This is a genomic window from Streptomyces sp. NPDC088194 (genome assembly GCF_040702025.1).
Lineage (GTDB): Bacteria > Actinomycetota > Actinomycetes > Streptomycetales > Streptomycetaceae > Actinacidiphila.
On sequence record NZ_JBFBIV010000136.1, the window covers coordinates 1 to 16,055 of the forward strand.

General features: G+C 73.6%; 17 protein-coding genes. 10 read left to right on the forward strand and 7 right to left on the reverse strand.

Annotated features, from left to right (window positions below):
• A partial coding sequence (locus AB0399_RS37760) for an acyl-CoA dehydrogenase family protein (RefSeq protein WP_366414363.1) occupies positions 1-281 on the reverse strand: 281 nt, incomplete at its 3' end.
• Positions 282-417: 136 nt separating this feature from the next.
• Complete coding sequence (locus AB0399_RS37765; protein WP_366414364.1) at positions 418-1,671, reverse strand: LCP family protein; 1,254 nt, start codon at positions 1,669-1,671, stop codon at positions 418-420.
• Positions 1,672-1,780: 109 nt separating this feature from the next.
• Between AB0399_RS37765 and AB0399_RS37770 the strand changes: the two genes are divergently transcribed.
• The gene (locus AB0399_RS37770; protein WP_329368962.1) at positions 1,781-3,121 is read left to right on the forward strand and encodes a UDP-glucose/GDP-mannose dehydrogenase family protein; all 1,341 of its coding nucleotides are present in this window, start codon (positions 1,781-1,783) and stop codon (positions 3,119-3,121) included.
• Positions 3,122-3,232: 111 nt separating this feature from the next.
• Here the strand turns inward: AB0399_RS37770 and AB0399_RS37775 are convergent, their stop codons facing one another.
• The gene (locus tag AB0399_RS37775) at positions 3,233-3,790 is read right to left on the reverse strand and encodes a CGNR zinc finger domain-containing protein (protein ID WP_329368960.1); all 558 of its coding nucleotides are present in this window, start codon (positions 3,788-3,790) and stop codon (positions 3,233-3,235) included.
• 156 nt (positions 3,791-3,946) lie between these two features.
• Here AB0399_RS37775 and AB0399_RS37780 point away from each other — a divergent pair, with 156 nt between their 5' ends.
• The 4 genes from AB0399_RS37780 (at position 3,947) to AB0399_RS37795 (ending at position 7,648) form a co-directional block, all read left to right on the forward strand.
• A complete protein-coding gene (locus AB0399_RS37780; RefSeq protein WP_329368958.1) occupies positions 3,947-4,315 on the forward strand; it encodes a VOC family protein in 369 nt (122 codons plus the stop codon).
• Between the two features lie 206 nt (positions 4,316-4,521).
• The gene (locus AB0399_RS37785; protein WP_366414365.1) at positions 4,522-5,625 is read left to right on the forward strand and encodes a lysylphosphatidylglycerol synthase transmembrane domain-containing protein; all 1,104 of its coding nucleotides are present in this window, start codon (positions 4,522-4,524) and stop codon (positions 5,623-5,625) included.
• A gap of 67 nt (positions 5,626-5,692) precedes the next feature.
• Positions 5,693-6,367, forward strand: coding sequence for a response regulator transcription factor (locus tag AB0399_RS37790; protein WP_093784848.1), 675 nt, complete (start codon positions 5,693-5,695; stop codon positions 6,365-6,367).
• A gap of 12 nt (positions 6,368-6,379) precedes the next feature.
• Positions 6,380-7,648: an ATP-binding protein gene (locus tag AB0399_RS37795; protein WP_329368952.1), complete on the forward strand. Its 1,269-nt coding sequence runs from the start codon at positions 6,380-6,382 to the stop codon at positions 7,646-7,648.
• Between the two features lie 76 nt (positions 7,649-7,724).
• Here AB0399_RS37795 and AB0399_RS37800 read toward each other — a convergent pair whose 3' ends face one another.
• On the reverse strand, positions 7,725-8,264 hold the full coding sequence (locus AB0399_RS37800; protein ID WP_329368950.1) for a GtrA family protein: 540 nt from the start codon (positions 8,262-8,264) through the stop codon (positions 7,725-7,727).
• A gap of 150 nt (positions 8,265-8,414) precedes the next feature.
• Between AB0399_RS37800 and AB0399_RS37805 the strand changes: the two genes are divergently transcribed.
• From AB0399_RS37805 to AB0399_RS37815, 3 genes are all read left to right on the forward strand, one after another.
• The gene (locus AB0399_RS37805; RefSeq protein WP_329374245.1) at positions 8,415-9,611 is read left to right on the forward strand and encodes a 5-(carboxyamino)imidazole ribonucleotide synthase; all 1,197 of its coding nucleotides are present in this window, start codon (positions 8,415-8,417) and stop codon (positions 9,609-9,611) included.
• Entirely contained in the window at positions 9,604-10,137 is a 534-nt protein-coding gene (purE, locus tag AB0399_RS37810) for a 5-(carboxyamino)imidazole ribonucleotide mutase (protein WP_329368948.1), read from the forward strand. Before AB0399_RS37805 ends, purE begins: the two co-directional genes overlap by 8 nt.
• Positions 10,138-10,210: 73 nt before the next feature.
• Entirely contained in the window at positions 10,211-11,398 is a 1,188-nt protein-coding gene (locus AB0399_RS37815; protein ID WP_366414366.1) for a dipeptidase, read from the forward strand.
• 179 nt (positions 11,399-11,577) lie between these two features.
• Here AB0399_RS37815 and AB0399_RS37820 read toward each other — a convergent pair whose 3' ends face one another.
• Positions 11,578-12,126 carry a carboxymuconolactone decarboxylase family protein gene (locus AB0399_RS37820; RefSeq protein ID WP_366414367.1) on the reverse strand — a complete coding sequence of 183 codons (549 nt, stop codon included), beginning with the start codon at positions 12,124-12,126 and terminating at the stop codon, positions 11,578-11,580.
• A gap of 46 nt (positions 12,127-12,172) precedes the next feature.
• Here AB0399_RS37820 and AB0399_RS37825 point away from each other — a divergent pair, with 46 nt between their 5' ends.
• On the forward strand, positions 12,173-13,675 hold the full coding sequence (locus tag AB0399_RS37825; protein WP_366414368.1) for a PLP-dependent aminotransferase family protein: 1,503 nt from the start codon (positions 12,173-12,175) through the stop codon (positions 13,673-13,675).
• 78 nt (positions 13,676-13,753) lie between these two features.
• On the opposite strand, the gene AB0399_RS37830 is transcribed toward AB0399_RS37825, so the two are convergent.
• Complete coding sequence (locus tag AB0399_RS37830; RefSeq protein WP_328464739.1) at positions 13,754-14,257, reverse strand: ATP-binding protein; 504 nt, start codon at positions 14,255-14,257, stop codon at positions 13,754-13,756.
• Positions 14,258-14,399: 142 nt separating this feature from the next.
• On the reverse strand, positions 14,400-14,768 hold the full coding sequence (locus AB0399_RS37835) for an STAS domain-containing protein (RefSeq protein ID WP_329368940.1): 369 nt from the start codon (positions 14,766-14,768) through the stop codon (positions 14,400-14,402).
• A 192-nt stretch (positions 14,769-14,960) separates the two neighbouring features.
• Here AB0399_RS37835 and AB0399_RS37840 point away from each other — a divergent pair, with 192 nt between their 5' ends.
• Positions 14,961-15,965 (forward strand): SigB/SigF/SigG family RNA polymerase sigma factor, encoded by a 1,005-nt coding sequence (locus tag AB0399_RS37840; RefSeq protein WP_329368939.1) that lies wholly within the window; start codon positions 14,961-14,963, stop codon positions 15,963-15,965.
• The last annotated feature ends 90 nt before the right edge of the window (positions 15,966-16,055 follow it).

The window sequence follows — 16,055 nt, forward strand, 5'->3', positions numbered from 1 at the left end:
GGGATCAGCGAGGACGACGCGCACACCCGCGCCACCTCCTCGATCACGATCACCGTCGACAACGCGTCCGCCCCCGAACCGTCGTACGCCTCAGGAACATGGATCGCGTGCAGGTCGTTCGCCTCCAGCGCGTCCCGCGCCTCCTGCGGGAAACGGCCCTGCTCGTCGACCTCCGCGGCGAACGGCGCGATCTTCGCCTCGGCCAGCGACCGGACGGCGTCGCGGAGCATCTCATGCTCCTCGGAGGTCCGGAACAGGTCGAAGTCGGCTGCTGCGGCCATGAAGTCTCACTCCCGAGTGTGTTCGCTACCGTTCAGTAACCCCGTCACCCTACGGTCGCGGGAGGGCGGGTGCCAACGGGCCCGCGCGGGTGATCCTTGCCCTCGCGTGACGTCGGCGACACCCGGGATGGGCGGATCAGGACACGTTCTTGCCGAGCGTGTCGACGCCGTCGGCGGTCGCCATGTAGTGCGCCATGGTGTCGTTGCGCATCGCCTCCCACAGCTCGGCCGAGGCGTTGGCGTCGAGCAGCACCACCGACTGCTTGTCGATGGTGTCGAAGCCCGCGACCGGCGCGTTCATGAACGACATGTCCTTCGAGCGCACCCCGTGCATGTTCCACACCAGGTCGCGCAGGTCGCCGTCGGAGAGCTTGTCGTCGAAGCTGACCACCGAGGTGACCTGGTCGAGGGCGCGCTTGAGCTTGAGCGGGTTGGTGAAGGTGCCGGTGGAGAGCATCTTGGCGAGCACCGCGCGCAGGAAGTTCTGCTGGCGGTGGGTGCGGTCGAGGTCGCCGCGCGGCAGGCCGTAGCGCTCGCGGACGTAGTCCAGCGCCTCGGCGCCGTCCATGTGGTGGGTGCCGGCGGTCCACACCCCGCCGGGGCCGTTGCGGCGCGAGACGGTCTTGTCGACGGTGATGTCCACCCCGCCGATCGCGTCGGTGAGCTTCTTGAACCCGCTCCAGTCGATCACCATCAGGTGGTCGATCCTCACCTTGGTCATGCGCTGCACGGTGTCGATCAGCAGCGGCGGCCCGCCCCAGGAGAAGGCGGCGTTCAGCTTGGCCTTGCCGTGACCGGGGATGCTCACCCAGGAGTCGCGGGGCAGCGAGACGACGTACGCGTTCTTGTGGTTCGCGGGTATGTGCACCAGCATCATCGTGTCGCTGCGCTGGGCGCCGGGCTTCCACTCCGGGGCCTTGGCGCCCTTGCCGGTGGTGGGCAGGTCGGACCGCGCGTCCAGGCCGACCAGCAGGAAGGTCTGGCTGCCGCCCTTGGACGGCTGCGGCAGCGCGGACTCCGGCACGTCGGTGGGGAAGGCGTTGGGGATGCGCTGCACCCGGCCGGTGTAGTGGTGGTACGCCCAGTAGCCGGTGCCGACGATCAGCAGGACGCCGGCGCACAGCAGGCTCAGGGCGGCGTAGAGCACCCGGCGGGTACGGCGCCGGCGCCGGGAGCGACGGTCGGGTAAGGGGCCGGGGGCGAGGGCGGCGGGTCCGGGTCCGGGTTCGAGTTCGGCTTCAGCAGGTGCCTCTTCGGCGCGCGCGGCTTCGGCGGGTACGGCCTCTGCGGGTACGGCTTCATCGCATGCGGGGCCCGCGGGCTCGTCCGAGGGGCCGGCCGGACCCTCGTCACCCTCGTTCGTGCCGTCCGCTCCACCCTCGTCCGCCATGGACGCACCCCCACCCCGGTAGACCTGTGGCCCTATGCACGCATTGTGTCCCTCTGGCCCTGTCCCCACGCTGGATTCGGCCCAGCCGGTGCCGACTATGCTTCGGCGCATGCCTCTGAAGCTCACCGTCATCGGCACCGGTTACCTCGGCGCCACCCATGCCGCCGCCATGGCCGAGCTGGGATTCGAGGTGCTCGGCCTCGACATCGACGAGGGCAAGGTCGCCATGCTGGCGCAGGGCCGGGTGCCGATGTACGAGCCGGGCCTGGAGGACCTGCTGGCCAAGCACGTGGCCGGGATCGACGGCTCCAGCGGACGGCTGCGCTTCACCACCTCGTGGCAGGAGGTGGCCGACTTCGGCGACGTGCACTTCGTCTGCGTCAACACCCCGCAGAAGCACGGCGAGTACGGCTGCGACATGAGCCACGTGGACAGCGCTCTCTCCCTGCTCGCCCCGCATCTGCGGCGGCCCGCGCTGGTGGTGGGCAAGTCCACGGTGCCGGTGGGCAGCGCGGCCCGGCTGGCCGGGATGCTGAGCGACCTGGCGCCGGCCGGTGAGGACGTCGAGCTGGCCTGGAACCCCGAGTTCCTGCGGGAGGGCTTCGCGGTGCAGGACACCCTGCACCCGGACCGGATCGTGGTCGGCGTGGCGAGCGAGCACGCGGAGTCACTCCTGCGGGAGGTCTACGCCGGGCCGCTCGCAGAAGAGACGCCGTTCATCGTCGCGGACTACCCGACGGCCGAGTTGGTGAAGACCGCGGCGAACGCCTTCCTCGCCACCAAGATCTCCTTCATCAACGCCATGGCCGAGGTGTGCGAGGCCGCCGGCGGCGACGTCGCGGTGCTCGCCCGGGCCATAGGGCACGACGACCGGATCGGCCACAAGTTCCTGCGGGCCGGGATCGGCTTCGGCGGCGGCTGCCTGCCCAAGGACATCCGCGCGTTCATGGCCCGGGCCGGCGAGTTGGGCGCCGACCAGGCGCTGACCTTCCTGCGCGAGGTCGACTCGGTGAACATGCGGCGCCGCACCCACATGGTGGACTGGGCCCGCGAGGCGCTGGGCGGGAGCTTCCTCGGCCGCCGGATCGCGGTGCTCGGCGCCGCGTTCAAGCCCGACTCCGACGACGTGCGCGACTCCCCCGCCCTCAACGTGGCGGGCCAGATCCACCTCCAGGGCGGCCAGGTCACCGTCTACGACCCCAAGGGCATGGAGAACGCCCGGCGGCTCTTCCCGACCCTCGGCTACGCCCCCAGTGCCGTGGACGCGGTCCGGGGCGCCGACATCGTCCTGCACCTCACCGAGTGGCGGGAGTTCCGCGAGCTGGACCCGGCGCGGCTGGCCGAGGTGGCCGGGCAGCGGCACATCCTCGACGGGCGCAACGCGCTCGACGCCGAGCTGTGGCGGAAGGCCGGCTGGACCTACCGCGCGATGGGCCGCCCGAACGCGTAGCGCGACCTGGTCCGGTAAGGCCCGACCTCCAAGAGCGCGGGCCTTACCGGACTCCAGGCCGCGCGGGTCCGTACGCACGAACACGCGCCGCCGACCCGCGGCGCCCGCCGGTCACTTCCTGCTGCGGTACGCCCGCATCTTCGCCCGGCTGCCGCAGATCGCCATCGAGCACCAGCGGCTGCGGCCCGCCGGACTGCGGTCGTAGTAGACCCAGCGGCAGGTGTCCGCGGCGCACGCCTTCATCCGCTGCCAGGTGCCGTCCGCGGCGGCCGCGGCGATCACCGCTGCCACCCGCGCGGTGAGGGCGGCGACACCGCCGGGCGCGGGCGCCGGGAGCACCGTGGCGGCGCCCAGCGGGTCGATCGCGAGCCGCAGCGGGGCGGCGGCCAGCAACCCGTCGAGCGCGGCCAGCGAGTCCGGGGGCATGTCGGTGCCCGCGTGCGCGGAGCAGACGTCCCGCAGCGCCTCCCGGAGCACCAGGACCGCGTCGAGCCCGGCCCGGTCGAAACCCTCGGGGCCCGGGTCGACACCGCGCCCGCGCACCCAGGCGGTCAGCGCCTCGGGGCTGTCCAGCTCGTCCGCCTCGTCCTCCAGGTCAACGGTGTTGACCAGGTCCTGCACCAGCCGCAGCGGCTCGGGTGCGGCATGACGGTCTCCGGGCTGTTCCACCCTCGCAACGTTACTGCCGGATCACCCTTGCGTCGTTACCACTGCTCCCCCATCATGGAGTAACTGTTACCGGCATAGGCCGTTCACAGGTAACGCAGCCCGCGCAGGTGCGCACGCGACGCCTTCCGGGTACCCGCCCACCTCCAAGGAGCCCGCATGATCGGCACCCTCGGCGCTGTCGTCCTCGACTGCCCCGACCCCGTCTCGCTCGCCGCCTTCTACGCGGAACTGGTCGGCGGCACCGTCGACGCCGAGGACAAGACCTGGGTCGACCTCAACCGCGAGGGCGGCCAGCGGCTGTCCTTCCAATTCGCCCCCGACCACCGGCCGCCGGCCTGGCCCGACCCCGAGCGGCCCCAGCAGTTCCACCTCGACATCGCCGTGCCGCGCGCGGAGTTCGACGCGGCCGAGCGGCATGTGCTCGGCCTGGGCGCGGCCTTGCTGGAGGGCGACCAGGACGGGGCGCGCAACTGGCGGGTGTACGCGGACCCGGCGGGGCATCCCTTCTGCCTGTGCGCCTGCTGACCCGGTAGCCCTTCGGGCGGGCCCGCCGGGAGGAGGGGAGTCCGCCACCTCCGGGCGGGCGGCGCGCGGGTCCGGCCGACGCCAGGACGTGTCCCATCCGTGGCCTGCGCGTATCCCCGCCGTATCCCGGCCCCGCGATGCTGCCCCAGGGGGGGCCGCCCGGTCGCGCCCGACAGGCGGCGACAAGCGGGGCGGGGGCGAGGGCGATGCTGCGGACGCCGGCCAGGACCCGGCTCCGGCCGCGCACCCGCGCGCGCACCCGGACCACGACCGACGCCGAGCCCGGCCCCGGCACAGAGCCTGGCGCGGCCCCGGACACATCCCCGGCCCCGGACGCCGCCGGCGGCCCCCGCAGGCCCGCCCAGGCGCCCCTGTGGCGGCGCCTGCCGCTGCGCACCCTCGCCGGACTCGTGCCCGCGGTCCTGGTGGCCGTGTGGGTGGCCCTGCACCGCTCGTTGATGGCGTCGGGCCTGCACGACATGGTCGACGCCGACCCCGGCTGGCTGCTGGCCGCGCTCGCGGGCACCGGGCTCGGCTACGTCGCCAACGCCGTCGCCCGCCAGGGCACTGTCCTGGAGCCCCTGCCGCGCGGCCGGCTGCTGGCCACCCAGTTCGCCGCGACCGCCGCCGGCCAGCTCGCCCCCGCCGGGCTCGGCGCCAGCGCGGTCAACCTCCGTTTCCTGCGCGTCAACGGCGTGCCGCTGGCCCGCTCCACGGCCGCCCTGGCGCTGTACTCGCTGGCCGAGTCCGCCTGCCGCGTGGGCCTGTTGCTGGTGCTGCTCGCCGCCTACCCGCACGCCCTGCACGCCGGGGGCCTGCTGCCGGACGGAACCGGCTTCCTGCTGCTGGCCGCGGCGGCGGCCGCCACCGTGGCCGCCACCGTCCTCACCCTGGTGCTGGTCCGGCCGCTGCGGCGCGCGGTGGCCGGCTTCGTCAGCGCCGCGCTCGCCGACGCCCGCGCCCTGCACGCCCGGCCCGGCCGCGTGCTGGCCCTGTGGGGCGGCTCGCTGGTCTTCCCGCTGCTCCAGGCGTGCTCGATGGCAGCGGTCGCGCGGGCGCTCGGCCTGCCGGTGGCGCCGGTGCACGTGGCGCTCGCCTACCTCGCCGCCACCTGCGCGGCCGCCCTGGTGCCCACCCCCGGCGGAATCGGCTCGGTCGACGCCGCCCTCGCGCTCGCCCTGGTCGCCGCCGGCTCCCCCACCGAGACCGCCGCGTCGGCGGTGCTCGCGTTCCGGATCACCAGCGTCTGGCTGCCGCTGCTGCCCGCGACCTTGACGCTCAGCGCACTGATCCGCCGCAAGGTGCTGTGACCGGCGGTCGAACGGGGTCTGCGTACCACCGGGCCGGTACGGTCCGGCGCGGACTACCATCAAGCCCATGACCCGCGTACTTCTCGCCGAGGACGACGCATCCATCTCGGAACCGCTCGCACGCGCCCTGCGCCGCGAGGGGTACGAGGTCGAGGTGCGCGAGGACGGACCCACCGCATTGGAGACCGCGCTGCTCGGCGCTGTCGACCTGGTGGTGCTCGACCTGGGCCTGCCCGGCATGGACGGTCTCGACGTATGCCGCCGTATCCGCACGGAGGGCCACACCTTCCCGGTGCTGGTGCTCACCGCCCGGGCCGACGAGGTGGACACCGTGGTCGGCCTGGACGCCGGCGCCGACGACTACGTCACCAAGCCGTTCCGCCTCGCCGAACTGCTCGCCCGGGTCCGCGCCCTGCTGCGGCGCGGCACCACCGAGCCCGCCCAGCCCTCCACCCACGGGGTGCGGATCGACGTCGAGTCGCACCGCGCCTGGATGGGCGACGACGAACTCCAGCTCACCGCCAAGGAGTTCGACCTGCTGCGGGTGCTGGTCAGGGACGCCGGCCGGGTGGTCACCCGCGAGCAGCTGATGCGCGAGGTGTGGGACACCACCTGGTGGTCGTCGACCAAGACCCTGGACATGCACATCTCGTGGCTGCGCAAGAAGCTCGGCGACGACGCGGCCAACCCGCGCTACATCGCCACCGTCCGCGGGGTCGGCTTCCGCTTCGAGAAGAACTGACCCGCCCGCTCGATGCGCCGCCGCCTGATCTCCTCCACGCTGGCCGTGGTGCTCGTGGTGATCGCCGTCTTCGGCATCTCCCTGGTCATCGTGGAGGCCAGGACCATCCAGAGCAGCGCCCAGGACGGCGTGCAGTCCGAGGCGGTCCGGCTCACCGGGATCGTGGAGAACCGCATCCTGGCCGGTGAGTCGGTCGACGCCAAGGGCCTGGACCGGCAGATCGCCGACAACCGGTACGCGACCGTCCGGGTGCCCGGCCACCCCGAGGTCCGGCTCGGCGACCGCCCCTCGGGCGCCGTCCTGAAGTCGACCCAGCGCGGCGACCACGGCGAGTCCGTCACCGTCGAGGAGGCGCGCTCCACGGTCAGCCGGCAGATCGGCCGCACCCTGCTGGTGATCCTCGCGGTGGCGCTGCTCGCGGTGCTGGCCGCGGTCGCCCTCGCGGTGCGCCAGGCCCGGCGGCTGGCCAGCCCGCTCACCGACCTCGCCGAGACCGCGGAACGCCTCGGCTCCGGCGACCCGCGGCCCCGGCACCGCCGCTACGGAGTGCCGGAACTCGACCGGATCGCGGACGTCCTGGACGCCAGCGCCGAGCGGATCGGCCGGATGCTCACCGCCGAGCGGCGGCTCGCCGCCGACGCCTCGCACCAGTTGCGCACCCCGCTGACCGCGCTGTCGATGCGGCTGGAGGAGATCGTGGCCACCGCCGACGACCACGAGGCGGTGAAGGAGGAGGCGGCCATCGCGCTCGGCCAGGTCGAGCGCCTCACCGACGTCGTCCAGCGGCTGCTGACCAACTCGCGCGACCCGCGCAGCGGTTCCGCGGTCGACTTCGACCTCGACGAGGTGATCCGGCAGCAGATCGAGGAGTGGCGGCCCGCCTACCAGAGCGAGGGGCGCGCCGTGCAGCTGTCCGGCGCCCGCGGGCTGCGCGCGGTCGGTACGCCGGGCGCGGTGGCGCAGGTGCTCGCCACCCTGATCGAGAACTCGCTGATGCACGGCGCGGGCACCCTCGCCCTGCACACCCGGGTGACCGGCAACCAGGCGGTGGTCGAGGTCTCGGACGACGGCTCGGGGGTGCCGCCGGACCTGGGCGCCCGGGTCTTCGAACGTACGGTCAGCGGCCGCAACTCCACCGGCCTCGGCCTCGCGGTGGCCCGCGACCTCGCCGAGGCGGACGGCGGACGGCTGGAACTGCTCCAGCAGCGGCCGCCGGTCTTCGCGCTGTTCCTGGCCCAGGAGATCACCCCGCCGCCCCCGCGCGAGCAGGTCATCGGCTAGCCGAGCAGACCCCCGCCGATCCGGTCATCGCCCAGCGGGTCATCGCCCAGCAGGTCATCGGCTAGCGGTTCATCGGCTAGCCGATCCGGTCGGCGGCCTGCCGCTTCCGCTTGCCGGCCTTCTCCGCCTCCGCGCGCTCGGCCGCGGTGAGAAAGGACTCCGCCTGCTCCACCGCCTCGCGGGCCGGCAGCGTGCGGAACACCCAGGTGCGGTACGACCAGAACCGGAAGAGCGTGGCCACCCCGATACCGGCGAACTTGAACACGTTGCTCTGCAACTGGGTGTCCCAGCCGAAGCCGTAGGTCGCGGTGTAGAGCACGCCGTTCTCGATCACCAGGCCGATGGCGCTGAAGAACAGGAAGAGGCTGAGCTCCTTGGTGCGGCCCGCCCGGTCCCGGTCGCGGTAGGTGAAGTACCGGAAGCCGACGTAGTTGAAGACGATCGACACCATGGTGGCGACGATGCTGGCCCGTACCGTCTGCAACCCGCTGTTGTGCCTGACCAGGTTGAACACGCCGATGTTGACCAGCACACCCGCCGCGCCGACCACACCGAACTTGGCGATCTCGCGGTACAGCAGGGCCAGCTTCGAACGCAGTGCGCGCAGTCCGCTCATGGTGTCCGTGGGGCCTGTCTGTCGGGGTCTGGTTGCTCGGCTTCCTGCTGGGGTCGGAGTGCCGGGGGCGGCGTACCGACGACAGCCTAGTCGCCTCGCAGGGGAAGACGGCCGTCGAAGGCGGTGAGTTCCGTCCGGCGCCCGGCGGATATCCTGGACAGTGCCCAGCCCCGTACCACCGGCAGGACACACATCGTGACATTCCCCGTAGTCGGCATGGTCGGCGGCGGCCAGCTCGCCCGCATGACCCACGAAGCGGGTATCCCGCTCGGCATCCGGTTCCGGCTGCTCAGCGACACCCCCCAGGACTCCGCCGCCCAGGTGGTGGCCGACGTGACCGTCGGTGACTACCGGGACCTCGACACCCTGCGTGCCTTCGCCGCGGGCTGCGACGTGATCACCTTCGACCACGAACAGGTGCCCACCGAGCACCTGCGCGCCCTGGAGGCCGACGGCATCGCGGTGCGGCCCGGCCCCGACGCCCTGGTGCACGCCCAGGACAAGGCGGTCATGCGCCGCCGGCTCGCCGAGATCGGCGTGCCCTGCCCGCGCAACCGGGTCGTGGCCGACCCCGACGACGTGGTGCGGTTCGCCGAGGAGGGCGCCGGGTTCCCGGTCGTGCTGAAGACCGCCCGCGGCGGATACGACGGCAAGGGCGTGTGGATCGTCCGGTCCGGGGCCGAGGCCGCCGAGCCGTTCAAGGCCGGGGTGCCGGTGCTCGCCGAGGAGAAGGTGGACTTCGTCCGGGAGCTGGCCGCCAACGTGGTGCGCTCGCCGCACGGCCAGGCGGTGGCGTACCCGGTGGTCGAGTCGATCCAGGTGGACGGCGTCTGCGACACCGTGATCGCCCCCGCGCCCGGGCTGCCGGACGAGCTGTCCACGAGCGCCCAGCGGCTGGCGCTGACCATCGCCCACGAGCTGGGCGTGGTCGGGCACCTGGCGGTCGAGCTGTTCGAGGTGCGCGGGCCCGACGGCACCCCGGCGGTGCTCGTCAACGAACTCGCGATGCGCCCGCACAACAGCGGCCACTGGACCATGGACGGCGCGGCCACCTCGCAGTTCGCCAACCACCTGCGCGCCGTGCTCGACCTGCCGCTCGGCGACCCGCGCCCCCGCGCGCCCTGGACGGTGATGGCCAACGTCCTGGGCGGCGACTACCCCGACATGTACCCGGCGTACCTGCACTGCATGGCCCGCGACCCGGGCCTGAAGATCCACATGTACGGCAAGGACGTGAAGCCCGGCCGCAAGGTCGGCCATGTCAACACCTACGGCGACGACCTGGCCGACGTGCGCGAGCGCGCGAGCCACGCGGCCGGCTACCTGCGAGGAACCATCGATGAGTGAAGCGCCGTCCCCCCTCGTCGGCATCGTGATGGGCTCCGACTCCGACTGGCCGGTGATGGAGGCCGCCGCCGAGGCGCTGGACGAGTTCTCGGTGCCCTACGAGGTCGACGTCGTCTCCGCGCACCGGATGGTGCACGAGATGGTCGCCTACGGCGAGCAGGCCGCCGACCGCGGCCTCAAGGCGCTGATCGCGGGCGCGGGCGGCGCCGCCCACCTGCCGGGCATGCTCGCCGCCGTCACCCCGCTGCCGGTCATCGGCGTGCCGGTGCCGCTGAAGTACCTGGACGGCATGGACTCGCTGCTGTCGATCGTGCAGATGCCCGCCGGCGTCCCGGTCGCCACGGTGTCGGTGGCCGGCGCGCGCAACGCCGGGCTGCTGGCCGTCCGCATCCTGGCCGCCCATGACACGCAGTTGCGCACCCGGATGAGCGAGTTCCAGACGTCGCTGACCGAGCAGGCGACGGAGAAGGGCAACCGGCTGCGTGCGAAGGTGAAGGGGACCGCGGGCTTCGGCTTCGCCCGGTAGCCGCGCGGACCGACGACCCGTCGCGGTGCGCGCCCCCAGGGTGCGCACCGCCGCACGCACCTGGAGTACTGCCGTGGACCGCCTCCTCGACCGCGCCCGTGACCTGCTGGCCGCCCACCCCGTGGTGGACGGCCACAACGACCTTCCGTGGGCGCTGCGCGAGCAGGTCGCGTACGACCTGGACCGGTTCGACCTGGCCGCCGACCAGACCGCCCGCACCCACACCGACCTGCCGCGGCTGCGGGCCGGCGGGGTGGGCGCGCAGTTCTGGTCGGTGTACGTGTCGGTGTCGCTCAAGGGCGGCGCGGCGCTCACCGCGACCCTCGAACAGATCGACGTGGTGCACCGGCTGGCCGAGCGCTACCCCGACGACCTGTACCTGGCGACCAGCGCCGACGACATGGAGGCCGCGCGCGCCTCGGGCCGGATCGCCTCCCTGATGGGCGCCGAGGGCGGGCACTCCATCGACTGCTCGCTGGCCGCGCTGCGCGCCCTGTACGCGCTGGGCGTGCGGTACATGACGCTCACCCACAACGACAACACCCCCTGGGCGGACTCCGCGACCGACGAGCCCGCCGCGCACGGGCTGACCGCCTTCGGCGAGGAGGTGGTCCGCGAGATGAACCGGCTGGGCATGCTGGTGGACCTCTCGCACGTCTCCGCCGACACCATGCGCGCCGCGCTGCGGGTGGCGCAGGCGCCGGTGCTGTTCTCGCACTCCTCGTCCCGCGCCGTCTGCGACCACCCGCGGAACATCCCCGACGACGTGCTCGCGCTGCTGCCCGGCAACGGCGGCGTGGCGATGGCCACGTTCGTGCCGAAGTTCATCCTGCCGGCCGCGATCGAGTGGACCCTGGAGGCGGACGCGAACATGCGCGCCCACGGCCTGCACCCGCTGGACACCACCCCGGCCGGCATGGACGTGCAGCACGCCTTCGAGGCCGCGCACCCCCGTCCGACCGCCACCGCGGCCACGGTCGCCGACCACCTCGACCACATGCGCGAGGTGGCCGGCGTCGACCACCTCGGCATCGGCGGCGACTACGACGGCACCGCCTTCACCCCCACCGACCTCTCCGACGTGGCCGGCTACCCGCACCTGATCGCCGAACTGCTCGACCGCAACTGGTCCGACGCCGACATCGCCAAGCTCACCTGGCACAACGCCGTACGGGTGCTGCGCGACGCGGAGTCGGCGGCGGCCGGGCTGCGCGCCGAGCGGGGGCCGTCGGCGGCGACGATCGGGCAGCTCGACGGCTGACCCACGACCCACGACCCGCGACCCACGACCCACGGGACGGCGCGGAGAGCGGCGAAGGCCGGCAGGCGCGGCCGTCGGGCCGGCAGGCCGGCGGGGGCGTCGGAGCGCTCCCCTGCGCCGCTCCGACGCCCCCGTCCGCACCTGTCCGCACCCGCGCGTTCCGCCCGTTCAGGCGCCGCTCACGCCAGCGGCCAGGGGCGGGCCACCGCGCCGAGCCGGTTCCAGGCGTTGATCACGGTGATCGTCCACAGCAGCTCGGCCAGTTCGGTGGGGCCGAAGTGCTCCGCCGCCTCGTCCACGACGGCGTCGGACACCGGGCCGTCGGTCAGGCGGGTGGCCGCCTCGGTCAGCGCGAGGGCGGCCCGTTCGCGGGCGGTGAAGAACGGCGTCTCCCGCCAGACCGCGAGCGCGTGGAGCCGCTGCTCGCTCTCGCCGCCCGAGCGGGCGTCCTTGGTGTGGGTGTCGACGCAGTAGGCGCAGCCGTTGAGTTGCGAGGCGCGGGTCCGGACGAGTTCGAGCAGCGGGGCCTCCAGGCCGACCTTGCGGGAGGCGGCGTCCAGGGCGTTCATGGCGCGGTTGATGTGCGGGGCGAGGGTGTCGACGGCGAACCGGACCGGCGGCACGACGCGGGCGTCGGCCGCGCTGCCGCTCCCGGCAGCGGAGTCGGTGGCGGGAGCGGAGTCGGTGGCGGGCTCGGTGGTCTTCGCGGTGCTGGTGTCGTTGCTCATAGGGCGAACCTAGGGCCGGAATGGACCCCGGATAAGATCCATTTCCATGCACGAATCCTGGCCCACTTCGACGGGTGCCGCAGGTGTGGACCTGCACCTCGACCTGCCGACCGGCCCGGGGCAGGGCGGCCGCCGCGCCGCGCTGGAGCGGGCACTGCGGGACGCGGTCCGCGACGGACGGCTCGCCCCGGGCGCGTGCCTGCCGTCCACCCGCCGGCTCGCCGCCGACACCGGGGTGGCGCGCGGCACCGTCAAGGCCGCGTACGACCAGCTCGTGGCCGAGGGCTACCTCGACGCGCGGCAGGGCTCGGGCACCGTGGTCGCCGACCGGCCCGGACCACCGGCCGCGCACCCGGGCGACGGCGGCGGCCCCGCCCCCGTACCCCGCCACGACCTGCGGCCCGGCAGCCCCGACGTGACCTCCTTCCCCACCGCCGCCTGGATGCGGGCGACCCGGCGGGCCCTGGGCGCGGCTCCCTCGGCCGCGTACGACTACGGCGACCCGCGCGGCCGGATCGAGCTGCGGACGGCGCTGGCGGAGTACCTGGGGCGGACCCGCGGGGTGGTCGCCGAGCCCGGGCGGATCATCGTCACCTCGGGATACGTCCAGGCCCTCGCGCTGCTGGTACGGGTCACGGCGCGCACGGTCGCCATGGAGGACCCGGGGCTGCCCTTCCACCGCGAGGTGGTCCGGCGGGCCGGCGGCCGGGTGGTCCCGCTGCCCACCGACGAGCGCGGCGCGCGCACCCACCGGCTCGCCACGGGCGCGGGCGCGGTGGACGCGGTCGTGGTCACCCCTGCGCACCAGTACCCGACGGGCGTGACCCTGCACCCCTCGCGCCGCCACGCGCTGACCGCCTGGGCCCGGGAGACCGGCGGCCTGGTGGTCGAGGACGACTACGACGGGGAGTTCCGGTACGACCGCCAGCCGGTGGGCGCCCTCCAGGGCACCGCGCCCGACCACGTGGTGTACGTCGGCACCGCCTCCAAGACGCTCGGCCCGGCGCTGCGGCTGGGCTGGATGGTCCTTCCGCCGCGGTTGGTGGCACCGGTCGCCGAGGAGAAGCTGCACAGCGACTTCCACACCGGCGCGCTGGGCCAGCTCACCCTCGCCGAGCTGATCCGCGACCACGGCTACGACCGCCAGGTGCGGGCCGGCCGGCTGCGCTACCGCCGGCGCCGCGACCTGCTGGTGGCACGGCTGCGGCGGGCGTACGGCACGGGGCCAGAAGGCGGCGAGGGCGGGCCGTACGGCCTGGACGGGATCGCTGCGGGCCTGCACGCCCTGCTGACCCTGCCGCCGGGCGAACCGGCGGAGGCCCAGATCCGGCGGCGCGCGGCGCGGCTGGGGCTGGCGGTGGGCACGCTGGGCGACCACTGGCACGAGAACGACGGACCGCACGAGGGCGGGCCGCCCGAGCAGGGGCCCGCGCACACGTCAGCGGCGGCGGACCGCCCGCAAGGTCTGATCATCGGATACGGCACGCCGGGCGAGGGGGCGTACCCGGCGGCGCTGGACGCGCTCATGGCCGCGCTGACCAGGCCGTAGCGCGGCCGCACCCCGGGCGCGGCCGCGGTCAGGCCCAGCGTTCCGTCCTTGCCCCCACCCGCGGCGGCGCGCGGACGGCTACTGCGGAGCCGCCAGCTCCGCCCACACGGTCTTGCCCGGGCGCTCACCGTCGCGGACCACGCCCCAGTCCAGGCAGAGCCGCTGCACGATGAACATGCCGTGGCCGCCGGGACGGCCCGCGCGGTGCGGGGAGCGCGGCGCGGGCTCGCCGCTGCCGCCGTCGACGACCTCCAGGCGCAGCGCCTTGCCGTTGCGCAGCAGTCGCAGCTCCTCGGGCCCCCCGGCGTGCAGGCACGCGTTGGTGACCAGTTCGGAGACGACCAGCAGGACGTCCTCGGCGGCGGCCTTGCGGTCGGCGGTGGACCCGGGCAGCCAGCCCCAGTCGCGCAGCGCCTGGCGGGTGAAGTCCCTGGCGCGCGGCACGATCCCGCTCTCCCCGGAAAGCGCCAGCCGCCGTACCGGCTCCGGCGCCCGCAGATCCACGTCCGACTCGCTCTCGCCGTCGCCGTCGCCCGCGTCGGGCGCGTGGTCACCCGCGGCGTACGGCCGGGTGGTGCTCATCTTGGCCTCACCTCACGGATGTCCGGCTGGGTCCGAACTGTCTTCTGCCCGGTCGATCTCCGGGAACACGCGCCACAGGCGACCAATGCGCGTGCGATCCGGCTGGTTCCTCTCATGCAGCTTGCCCCCGTCCCCGACCCCGCTACTCCTGGAGTGCCTGGTCGAGCGTTTCGTGCACGGTGAACACCGCGTCTGCGCCGGTGATCTCGAATACCCGTGCGACCGTCGGCCGCATGGCTGCCAGGTGCACCGTGCCCCCACGCGCCTCGACCTGGAGCCGCGCCCCGAGCAGGACGTTGAGCCCGGTGGAGTCGCAGAACTCCAGGCCCGAGCAGTCCACCACCAGACGGATCGCGCCCCCGTCGACGGCCGCGGTCATCGGCTCGGCGAGGAGGTCGGCGGTGTGGTGGTCGAGCTCTCCCGACGGGGTGAAAACGGTACTGCTGCCCTGCTGCCCCACCTCGACGTGCAGCCGGCCGAGACCGGCGGTGCCCACCGCCTCCTGGTCCATCTGCTCTCCCTCGCTGCGTCCCTGGTCACACACCCTGCGCCCCCGGGTGACGCGAGCCCGACCCTACGCGTTCCCGGGTGCGTGCGGTAGTCGATCCGGCAAGCCCCCGGACTTGCGGGACACCGCCGGATGGCGGTAGGGCTGAAGTACGGCAGAGGAAAGACACCCGCGCCGCAAGAGAGGGATGAGCGCATGACACCCCGGCTCGGCCCGGATCAGGACCAGGAGCGACAGGGGGGCTTCCCCGCCCGCTGGGAGGGGATGCTCGGCGAGGAGACGCACGAGGCGGCACACATCGGCCACGAACACGCCGGTCCTGACCACGGCGAGGACGACGGCGAGCACGCCCACGCCGACGTCGAACACCACGGCCTCGAACACCACGGCCTCGAACTCGACGATCTGCCCGAGATCCCGCCCTACGACGAGATCGGCCCGGTGGACGCGCGGGCGCTGTCCAAGACGCTCTTCGGCCGCCTCCAGTCCCTGGAGGAGGGCACCGGCGAGTACAGCTACGTCCGCAACACGCTCGTCGAGCTGAACCTCGCGCTGGTGAAGTTCGCCGCCTCCCGGTTCCGCAGCCGCAGCGAGCCGATGGAGGACATCGTCCAGGTCGGCACGATCGGCCTGATCAAGGCGATCGACCGGTTCGAGCTGGCCCGCGGGGTGGAGTTCCCGACCTTCGCGATGCCCACCATCGTCGGCGAGATCAAGCGGTTCTTCCGCGACACCTCGTGGTCGGTGCGGGTGCCGAGGCGGCTCCAGGAGCTGCGGCTGGACCTCGCCAAGGCCGGCGACGAGCTGGCCCAGCAGCTCGACCGCAGCCCGACGGTGCGCGAACTGGCCGACCGGCTCGACCTGCCCGACCACGAGGTGATCGAGGGCATGGCGGCGAGCAACGCGTACACCGCCAGCTCGCTGGACGCCCAGCCCACCGAGGACGACCCCGAGGGCGCGCTCGCCGACCGGATCGGCTACGAGGACCACGACCTCGAAGGCGTCGAGTACATCGAGTCGCTGAGGCCGCTGATCGCCAAGCTGCCGGCCCGGGACCGGACCATCCTCTCGCTGCGCTTCGTCGGCAACCTCACCCAGTCCGAGATCGGCGAGGAGCTGGGCATCTCCCAGATGCACGTCTCCCGCCTGCTCAGCCGCACCCTCGCCCGGCTGCGCCGCGGCCTGCTGGTCGAGGACTAGGCCGTGTTTTGGAAGTCCCGCCTGGCCCGTGGCGCCTGGCACGCACGCTCGCTTCGTTGTCGGGCTTGTCCGAGTAGGCCCACTACGAGG